8 protein-coding genes and 1 pseudogene are annotated in these 8,163 nt (G+C 72.6%); 3 read left to right on the top strand and 6 right to left on the bottom strand.

Features of this window, described 5'->3' with window-relative positions; translation table 11 throughout:
- Positions 1-56: 56 nt before the first annotated feature.
- The 3 genes from ACZ7DE_RS28430 to ACZ7DE_RS28440 all read right to left on the bottom strand — a co-directional run bounded on the left by ACZ7DE_RS28430 (position 57) and on the right by ACZ7DE_RS28440 (position 3,490).
- Complete coding sequence (locus ACZ7DE_RS28430) at positions 57-833, bottom strand: DUF4142 domain-containing protein (RefSeq protein ID WP_470766019.1); 777 nt, start codon at positions 831-833, stop codon at positions 57-59.
- A gap of 334 nt (positions 834-1,167) precedes the next feature.
- A complete protein-coding gene (locus tag ACZ7DE_RS28435; RefSeq protein ID WP_470766037.1) occupies positions 1,168-2,622 on the bottom strand; it encodes an MbnB/TglH/ChrH family RiPP precursor modification enzyme in 1,455 nt (484 codons plus the stop codon).
- A 166-nt stretch (positions 2,623-2,788) separates the two neighbouring features.
- On the bottom strand, positions 2,789-3,490 hold the full coding sequence (locus ACZ7DE_RS28440; protein WP_470766050.1) for a peptidyl-tRNA hydrolase: 702 nt from the start codon (positions 3,488-3,490) through the stop codon (positions 2,789-2,791).
- Between the two features lie 152 nt (positions 3,491-3,642).
- On the opposite strand from ACZ7DE_RS28440, the gene ACZ7DE_RS28445 reads away from it, so the two are divergent.
- Together ACZ7DE_RS28445 and ACZ7DE_RS28450 are read left to right on the top strand one after the other, a co-directional pair.
- Positions 3,643-4,500 carry an ATP-binding cassette domain-containing protein gene (locus ACZ7DE_RS28445; RefSeq protein ID WP_470766052.1) on the top strand — a complete coding sequence of 286 codons (858 nt, stop codon included), beginning with the start codon at positions 3,643-3,645 and terminating at the stop codon, positions 4,498-4,500.
- Positions 4,497-5,168 (top strand): ABC transporter, encoded by a 672-nt coding sequence (locus tag ACZ7DE_RS28450; RefSeq protein WP_470766054.1) that lies wholly within the window; start codon positions 4,497-4,499, stop codon positions 5,166-5,168. The genes ACZ7DE_RS28445 and ACZ7DE_RS28450 overlap by 4 nt, the downstream gene beginning before the upstream one ends.
- Positions 5,169-5,189: 21 nt before the next feature.
- Here ACZ7DE_RS28450 and ACZ7DE_RS28455 read toward each other — a convergent pair whose 3' ends face one another.
- Together ACZ7DE_RS28455 and ACZ7DE_RS28460 are read right to left on the bottom strand one after the other, a co-directional pair.
- Complete coding sequence (locus tag ACZ7DE_RS28455) at positions 5,190-5,378, bottom strand: hypothetical protein (protein ID WP_470766056.1); 189 nt, start codon at positions 5,376-5,378, stop codon at positions 5,190-5,192.
- 54 nt (positions 5,379-5,432) lie between these two features.
- Positions 5,433-6,374: a polysaccharide deacetylase family protein gene (locus tag ACZ7DE_RS28460; protein WP_470766058.1), complete on the bottom strand. Its 942-nt coding sequence runs from the start codon at positions 6,372-6,374 to the stop codon at positions 5,433-5,435.
- Between the two features lie 354 nt (positions 6,375-6,728).
- Here ACZ7DE_RS28460 and ACZ7DE_RS28465 point away from each other — a divergent pair.
- Positions 6,729-7,603 (top strand): annotated as a pseudogene (locus tag ACZ7DE_RS28465) (IS5 family transposase).
- A 29-nt stretch (positions 7,604-7,632) separates the two neighbouring features.
- Here ACZ7DE_RS28465 and ACZ7DE_RS28470 read toward each other — a convergent pair.
- Positions 7,633-7,980 carry a VOC family protein gene (locus ACZ7DE_RS28470; protein ID WP_470766060.1) on the bottom strand — a complete coding sequence of 116 codons (348 nt, stop codon included), beginning with the start codon at positions 7,978-7,980 and terminating at the stop codon, positions 7,633-7,635.
- Between the last annotated feature and the right edge of the window lie 183 nt (positions 7,981-8,163).

Raw genomic sequence — 8,163 nt, forward strand, 5'->3', positions numbered from 1 at the left:
GGAGCGCGCCCCGCCTCTCGGCCGTGCCCGTCCTGCTCGCCGCGCGCCAGGCGGGCTCAGGAACCGGGCGGCGGGCTGGCGGCGGCCGGCGGGAGGGTGTACGTGGGGTACGGCGACGCCGTGAGCGGCACGACCGGCCCCGGGTCGGCGGCCGGCGCCGACGGACCGGGGGAGCCGGTGGCCGAGGGCGCGCTGTCGGCGGCCAGGTTCTGGGCGAGCGCGTCGAAGTCGACGTACCCGGTGGCCTCCAGGATCTTGATGTGGTCCAGCACGGTGGTGTTGGCGTCGTCGGCGAGCTCGCGCACCAGTGAGTTGCGCGTACCGGCCCGCACCTGGGCGACGACGGAGAACACCCGGCCGTGCGCGAGGCGCAGGACGTTGGCGAAAGCGCGGTCGTACTCCCCTCCCTGTGCCGCGTCCAGCTCCCCCAGCCAGCTCTGCTGCTGGGCGTTGGGCTCGTTCGGCAGGGTGAGGCCCAGCTGGGAGGCGACGGTGCGCACCCGCTGGTCGAGGAAGGCGTGCCCCTCGACCAGGTGTCGGCCCGCCGTCCGTACGGCTTCGGTCGTGCCCTTCGTCTGCGCCTGCCGTCCGGCCGGCAGCTCCCACAGCCCGGCCAGCCGCACCTTGGTGACGAACTCCTGGTCCAGCGCGGACAGCGGCCCGTACTGGGTCGCCACGGCCTCCGCGTTCAGCACGTTCGCATCCGGCGCCGGCTGCTCGGAGTAGGACCAGACCGGGAAGACCAGTGCCGCGAGGGTCGCAGCCAGGCCGGTGATGATGAGCCCGGTGCCACTGAAGATGCCTCTGCCCTTGATCGGGGGTCGCGGGCGCATGGTGCCTCCTGCTCGCGGCACTGCACACTAGTGCGCTTCGATTACGGGACTGGCATATTACTGCGCCCGCCCCGCCAACTGCCGTACGGGGGCGAAGGGTTGCATCACCCGCATACCGGGTGAAAGGGGAAAGGAGGGTGTCGGGCACAGCGGGAGGAACTGGCTGCAAACGGGTGCTGTGGCTACGGCGGACACGTGGTGCGACTGCGGTGTTAACCCCGGCACATTCGGGGCGGAGCACCCGTTCCGTGGGCGTCGCCGCCCCGGTCGGTCCCGAAGGCGTGGGTGCAGGATCGGCCCCGAAGGCGTCGGTGCAAGGTCAGCCCCCGCCGTGTCAGTGCCGGATCAGTGACCGGCCCGCCCGCATCAGCCGCGACCTCCGTCGTGGTGCGGGGCCCGAGCGGTCCAGCCACCAGCGCCGCAGTTCGCGGCGGGACCGGCCCTGCGCCGCCCTTCCGACCACGATCATCTGCTCCGCGAAGTCGAGGGCGTCCTGCCGGTAGCCGCCGCGCATAGGGTGCCCCTGGGCGTAGGCGATGAAAGCGGCCCGGTAGCCGTTCCCGAGGATCAGCGGCAGTTCCGGCGCCACCTTCGCCACCACGTCCGCCCGTTTCGCAGCCAGCGCCCGCGCCTGCACGCCGAGGCGGACCCGGTCGAAACCCTCGGGAACCGGTGTCCCGGCGACCAGGGCGGACAGCAGGGCCGCCTGGGCGAGAGCGAGACGCTGACGGACGGCCTCGTCGGGGGCGATCCGCTCCGGCTCCCCGGCCGACGGCGCGGGCTCGGTTCCCGCCGCGGCACGTTCCGCCGTCGCGGCGCGTTCTGCCGGGGCGCGGTGTCCGCCCGTCCCGCCGAGTCCGCCCCTCCCGCCGTGCTGCGCGTCCGGGTGGTCGCGTTCGCGCGTCGTACGGTGAGCGCCCGTGGCCGGCGACGTTCCCGCGCGGGCGCCCTCTGCCGTCCCGGCCGCCGCGATCGTGACAGCCTCCCGGATCGCGGCCAACTCCCTTTCCAGTTCGGCAGGTTCGGGGAAGTTCTCGTCGCGCTCCAGCAGCACTCCCGGCGGGGACACCCGGGACGCGAGGTCGGTCAGGATGTCGAGGACCGGCCGGGGCACCGGGTGGGCGTGGCTGTCGTGCCAGACGCCGTCCCGCTCGAAGCCGCCCGCGACATGGACGTAGGCGATGGCCTCCAGGGGCAGTTCGGCGAGCGCCTTGGCGGGGTCCTCGCCCCGGTTGACGTGGTTGGTGTGCAGGTTCGCCACGTCGATGAGCAGCCGTACGCCCGTGCGGTCGGCCAGTTCGTACAGGAACTGTCCCTCGGTCATCTCCTCGCCCGGCCACGAGATGAGCGCGGCGATGTTCTCGACGGCGAGCGGCACGGGCAGCGCGTCCTGGGCGATGCGCACGTTCTCGCACAGCACGTCCAGGGCGTCCCGCGTGCGCGGCACTGGCAGCAGGTGTCCGGCCTCCAGCCTCGGGGACGCCGTCAGCGGACCGCCCGCCCGGACGAAGGCGATGTGCTCAGTGACCAGCGGTGAGCCCAGCGCCTCGGCGCGTTCGGCGAGTGCGGTCAGCCGCCCCTTGTCGGGCCGCTCCGCGTCGCCGAGTCCGAGCGAGACGCCGTGCGGGACCACGGTGACGCCGCGCTCGCGCAGCCGCAGCAGAGAGTCGGGCAGATGCCCGGGACAGACGTTCTCGGCGACGGCCTCGACCCAGTCGATGCCCGGCATCCGCTCCACGGCGTCCGCGATCTCCGGCCGCCAGCCGATCCCCGTCCCCAGCCGCATCATGGTCCCCGCCTCCTTCGTGCCCCCTGCGTGGTGAGGGTGGTATGGCCCCGCCGCCGTCCGACGAACCGCCCGCGCCCGCCCTTCAGAGCAACATTTGAGGTTCGGACGCGGGGGCGATGCGGAGCAGACGAAAGAGGGGCGGGGCGCCGGCAGGGGCCGGGAGGGATCAGCGGGCGCGCAGGGCCGGATGCTCGGCGACCACGGTGCAGCTCCCCGGGGCGATCTCGGTGAACCCCGCGTCCCGCACCAGGGGCAGCCCGCTCGCCGTCAGCTCACGCCACCGCCGCGGATCCGCGGTCCGCACCGCGAGCGGGAAGCCCGCCTCGCGCCAGGCGGCCCGCTCCTCGTCCGACAGCTCCCACCAGGCGAGTTGCGCGCCGTGCCCGGCCTGCGCCATCGCCTTCCCGGCGGACATCTCCACATCCGGACTCATCCACAGCACGACCGTACCCGGCTCGGCGTCCGCGGGCTGTTCCGGATCGTCGAGATCGGTTCCGGAGACCTGCAGCTTCGCCAGTTCCTTCGGCCACCCGTCCAGCGGCACGGGCGGGAACACCCGCACCTCCGCCGACTTCCCGGTGACCGTGATCCCCGGCAACTCCCCGGCCCGACGCCACTCGGCCCCGCGGGCCCGCCGCACCACCTTGCGGATCCGGGCGTCCTGCCAGTCACGCATGAGCTGCGCCCACTCGCCGTCCCCGACGGACCGCTCGTCGCCGAGCATGACGAGCACGGCACGAGCGGCCGTCTCCAGGGCGTCGGTACGGGCGGGGGGCGCGGACTTCTCCATCCGCACGACGAGGGGCAGCACGAACTGCGGAGCCTGGTCACGAGGGTTCGGCTCGGTCTGAAAGGGACTCTCACTCACAGGCGCAGGCTACTGGACCGCTTCAGCGCGGCGGGGGGCGTGTCCGCTCCCGTTCGCTCACCTCGGCCCCTCCCGGGACCGGGCCGGCGCAGGAGCTGCCGGCGCGGGAGCGGCCGTCGTGCGAGCGGCCGTCATACGAAAAGATGCCTCCCATGGAACGCGATCTACGCCTGGACGACGTGGGCCGCCGCTACGGCTTACGCGGCCCGTGGGTGCTGCGCAACGTGCACCTGGAGCTGCCCCCCGGCAGCCTCACCCGCATCGAGGGCCCCAACGGCACCGGCAAGTCCACTCTGCTCCGGCTCATCGCCGGAATCGACGCCCCCACGGAGGGCAGAGTCACCGGCCGCCCCCGCACGGCCTACGTCCCCGAACGCTTCCCCGCGGCCCTGCCCTTCACCGCGGCCGGTTACCTCACCCACCTCGGCACGGTGCACGGCCTGCCGCGTGCGTCGGCCCGGCGAGCCGCGGACGAGTGGCTGGACCGCTTCGGCGCCGCCGCCTACGCCGGCACGCCCATGAACCGCCTCTCGAAGGGCAGCAGCCAGAAGGTCGCCGTGGCCCAGGCGCTCCTGGCGGATCCGGAACTGCTGGTCCTGGACGAGGCGTGGACCGGCCTGGACACGGACGCACGGGCCGAACTGGAGCGGGCGGTCGCCGAGCGGACCGCCGCCGGCGCCGCCGTCGTCTTCGTCGACCACGACCCGCGCCGCCTCGCCGGCACCGCGGACGCCGCTCACACGGTGCGCGACGGCGGTCTCCACCGCCGTACCGACGCCGAACCGGCCGTTGCCGCCGCCGGCCCGCACACGATCGTCGAGGTGCACGGCCCCGACGCCCCCCTGCCCGCGGAGGCGCTGCGTCTGGCCGTCCTGGCCGAGGAGACACCCGAGCGGACCCACCGGCTCACCGTCCCCGCCTCCCACTCCGACGTCCTGCTCCGCGCCCTGCTGACCGCCCGCCCCCCGTGGCACGTGGTCGGCGTCCGCCCGGACGAGAGCCGCCGATGACCGCCCTCCTGCGCTACCAGACCGCCCTGCTCGTGCGCTCGCAGCGCTGGCTGCCCCCGTTCCTCCTCTACGCCGTGTTCCTCGGCGTCGGCGTACAGGGCGGCCAGCCGCTGCTGGACTCGCTGGGCTACGCCGCCGCGTTCCTGCTGCCCGTCGCGGCCTGGCTGGTGCGGATCTGCGTAGCCAACGAGCCCCCGGCCGCCCGCACCGTGGTCGCGGCGGCGGTCGGTCCCGGCCGGGCGCACGCGGCCTGCGTGCTGGTCGCGCTGACGGCGGCCGCCGCGCTCGGCACGGCCGCGACGGTGATCGTCACGCTCGTCAGCGACCCGGTCGGCAGCGACCACCAAAAACGCGTTCCCGTGCTCGAAGCGGCCGGCGCCGGACTGCTCGCCGTCCTGACCTGTGCCCTGCTCGGCGCGGCCGTCGGCGCGCTCACCGCCTGGCCCGTGCTGCGCTCGCCGGGCCGCGCGGTCCCCGCACTGCTGCTGGCGGCGCTGCTGGCGCTGGTCGTGTCCGGTTCCCCGGCGCAAGCCGCCGTCAGCGGTCTGGTCGGCGGCTCCCACACGGCGACGGTCCACGCGCCGATCCTGCCCCTGGCCGCGGCGGCACTTCTGAGCGCCGCCGCGATCGCCACGGCCTGTGCGCTCACGTCCCGCCGATCACCGTGAGGCGGGAGAGACCTGGAGCGGTCACCCGGAGCAAGCCGTCCGCTGTGCCTCCTGCCACTCGCACACCGGGCACAAGGTGATTCCCTTGTACGACTCCGGGTGTTCGGTGGGTTTCCTGCACAGCACGCACTCCGCGTAGGGCGGTCCGTCGGCCCTGGGCGGTGTCGCCGCGTCCATCAGGCAGTAGTCCCGGTCACCGTCGTCGCTCATGCCTCCAGCGTACGAAAGCCGCGCGCGAGGCCGGCGAACCCGCCGCCGCACCACTCAGCGCGGTGCGCCGGCCGTTCCGATCAACTCCGAGACCTTGACGAAGCGGTAGCCCTGGCGGCGCAGCTCGGGCACGATCGTCCGCACGGCCTGCTCGGTCGTCGGGGCGGCGCTGCGGGTGCAGTGCATGACGACCACCGAGCCGGGCCGCACACCGTCCAGCACCTGCCGGGCCACGGCCTGCGCGTCCGTCGCGAAGGCGTCTCCGCTCACCACGTCCCACTGCACGGCGGTCACGCCCGTGCCGCTCACCGCACGCAGCGCCCGTCGGTCGTAGCAGCCCCCCGGGAAACGGAAGTAGGGCATCGCGTCCGCCACGCCGGCCTTGCGGAACGCGGTGTACGCCCTTTCCACATCCGCCCGCATCCGGTCCGGGGAGACGGTCGGCAGGCCGTAGCAGTCATCGGTGAAGGCGTAGTGGCTGTAGGAGTGGTTGGCGACCTCGAAGAGGGGGTCGCGGCCGACGGAGCGGGCCTGGTCCGGGTACTCCTCGGCCCAGCGGCCGGTCATGAACACGGTGGCCGGCACCTTCATCCGGCGCAGCGCCGCGATCAGCCCGGGGTTGTCGAAGTGTTCGCCGTCAGCCGCCCGGGCCCCCTGGTCTGCGGTCATGTCCGCGTCGAAGGTGAGGGCGACCGTCTTGCCGGCGGTGCGGGGGGCGTTGCGGAAGACGGGGGTGAGACCGGCCGGACCAGGTGCGAGCGTCGGGGGCCGGGAGGGAACGGCAGGGGTGTGGGAAGGAACGGCAGAGGTATGAGGAGGGGCGCCGGGGGTGCGGGGAGGGGAGTCGGGCGAGCGGGAAGGGGCGGCGGAGGAGTGGGCGGGGGCGGTCGGGTGAGAAGCCCGGGACTGCTGAGGGGTGCCGCACGCGGCGAGGGCTCCGAGGGCGGTGCCGAGTGCGCAGAGGGCGACCAGGCGACGACATACGGGGGTGATCATCGTATGAAGATATGAGGAACGCGCCGGTGCCGTGCCGCCCCATGACGCATGCCCGCCGCTGTCACCCGACCGGCCTCTCGCCGAGCACCGGTGAACGGCCGAGCTTCGGCGCAGGCCGACCGTCACCGGACTCGTCCCCCCAGGCCGGTCCCTGCCGCACGGAGAGATCTTCGTGAGCTCGCGCTCACGTCAGGAGCGCGCCAGCTGCCTCCGTATCGCCTCTGCGACTGCCTCGGGCCCTGCCCACGCCCCTGGCGTGCCCCCGACATGACGCCCAGGACACGCCGACCGGTCCGCCGGCCCGGCCTAGGGCGTGTATCGAAAGTGGATCTTGGAGTGCGATGATCCTGGTTCGTGGCACGTGGAGATCTGACGGATGCGCAGTGGGCGGTGCTGGAGCCGCTGCTGCCGAAGGGCAAGAAGTCTGGTCGGCCGCCGATATGGGCCCGGCGGCAGCTGATCGACGGCATACGGTGGCGGACGCGGACTGGAACGCCATGGCGGGGACGTTCCGGAGCGGTACGGGCCATGGGGCCGGGTGTACGACCTGTTCCGCCGCTGGCAGCGGGACGGCACCTGGCAGCGGGTCTTCACCGAATTGCAGGCCCGGGCCGACGCCAGGGGCCTGATCACCTGGGACCTCAACGTCGACTCCACTGTCTGCCGGGCCCACCAGCACGCCGCCGGGGCGAGGAAAAGGGGGACCTGCAAAAGGAACCGCCGGGCGGCATCGCCACCGAGCCGGACGACCACGGCCTCGGACGCTCGCGTGGCGGCCTGACCACCAAGCTTCACCTGGCCACCGAGCAAGGACAGAAGCCCATGTAGATCGTGGTCACGGCCGGGCAGCGCGGGGACTCCCCGCAGTTCGAGCCCGTCCTGGAGAAGGTCCGTGTGCCCCGCATCGGGCCGGGAAGGCCCCGCACCCGGCCCGATCGTGTGCGCGCCGACAAGGCGTACGCCTCCCGCAAGAACCGCGCCTACCTGCGTCGGCGCGGGATCCGCTGCACCATCCCGGACAAGGCCGACCACGTCCGCAACCGCAAGAAGCTGGGCTCCCGCGGTGGCCGCCCACCGAAGTTCGACAAGATCGACTACAGGGAGCGGCACGCGGTGGAGTGCGGGATCAGCCGGCTCAAGAGACATCGGGCGGTGGCCACCCGTTACGAAAACTCGCCGTCCGCTACGAGGCGACCGTGCTCGTCGCGGCCATCAACGAATGGCTGTGACTCGCATTCCCGTGTAGCCGTGAGGACCGTCAGCGGTGGCCCAGCACGTTGACCACCCGGCCGTTGGGGTCACGCACGAAGAACCGGCGTACCCCCCACTCCTCGTCCTGCAGGGGGTGAACGATCTCCGCGCCGCTCTCCCGCATGGCCGCGTAGGCCGCGTCCACGTCATCTACTTCGACGCTCATATCGGGAGTGACTGGTGCGGTCTTGTCACTGGCCATGAAACTGATCTGCGCCGTCGGACTGGACGGGGACGCGAGCGTCATGATCCAGCCGTGGTTCATGACCTCCTCGAATCCGAGCAGGTCGTAGAAATCCCGGCTCTCCTGCGCAGCCTCCGACTGGACATTGGGTACGACACGGCGAACGGCCATCGGCAACTCCAAGGTGACAACAGAACGGCGTTGAAGTTCTCCAGCAGTACTACGCCACACCGGCCGCCGCACGCACTTTCGATACACGCCCTAGTGTTCTGAGTCAGGAATTCTGTTCAGATGTATAGGCTTGCTGCATGGCACGGACGGGGCGGCCGAAGGCCGAGTTGACACTGTCGGACG

Source organism: Streptomyces sp. NPDC037083 (assembly GCF_055606485.1).

Excerpts from the sequence above, each read along its gene's own strand:
- ACZ7DE_RS28445 (WP_470766052.1), top strand. The coding sequence starts at position 3,643 with ATGGAACGCGATCTACGCCTGGACGACGTGGGCCGCCGCTACGGCTTA.
- ACZ7DE_RS28455 (WP_470766056.1), bottom strand. The coding sequence starts at position 5,378 with ATGAGCGACGACGGTGACCGGGACTACTGCCTGATGGACGCGGCGACA.
- ACZ7DE_RS28470 (WP_470766060.1), bottom strand. The coding sequence starts at position 7,980 with ATGGCCGTTCGCCGTGTCGTACCCAATGTCCAGTCGGAGGCTGCGCAG.
- ACZ7DE_RS28460 (WP_470766058.1), bottom strand. The coding sequence starts at position 6,374 with ATGATCACCCCCGTATGTCGTCGCCTGGTCGCCCTCTGCGCACTCGGC.
- ACZ7DE_RS28450 (WP_470766054.1), top strand. The coding sequence starts at position 4,497 with ATGACCGCCCTCCTGCGCTACCAGACCGCCCTGCTCGTGCGCTCGCAG.
- ACZ7DE_RS28430 (WP_470766019.1), bottom strand. The coding sequence starts at position 833 with ATGCGCCCGCGACCCCCGATCAAGGGCAGAGGCATCTTCAGTGGCACC.
- ACZ7DE_RS28435 (WP_470766037.1), bottom strand. The coding sequence starts at position 2,622 with ATGATGCGGCTGGGGACGGGGATCGGCTGGCGGCCGGAGATCGCGGAC.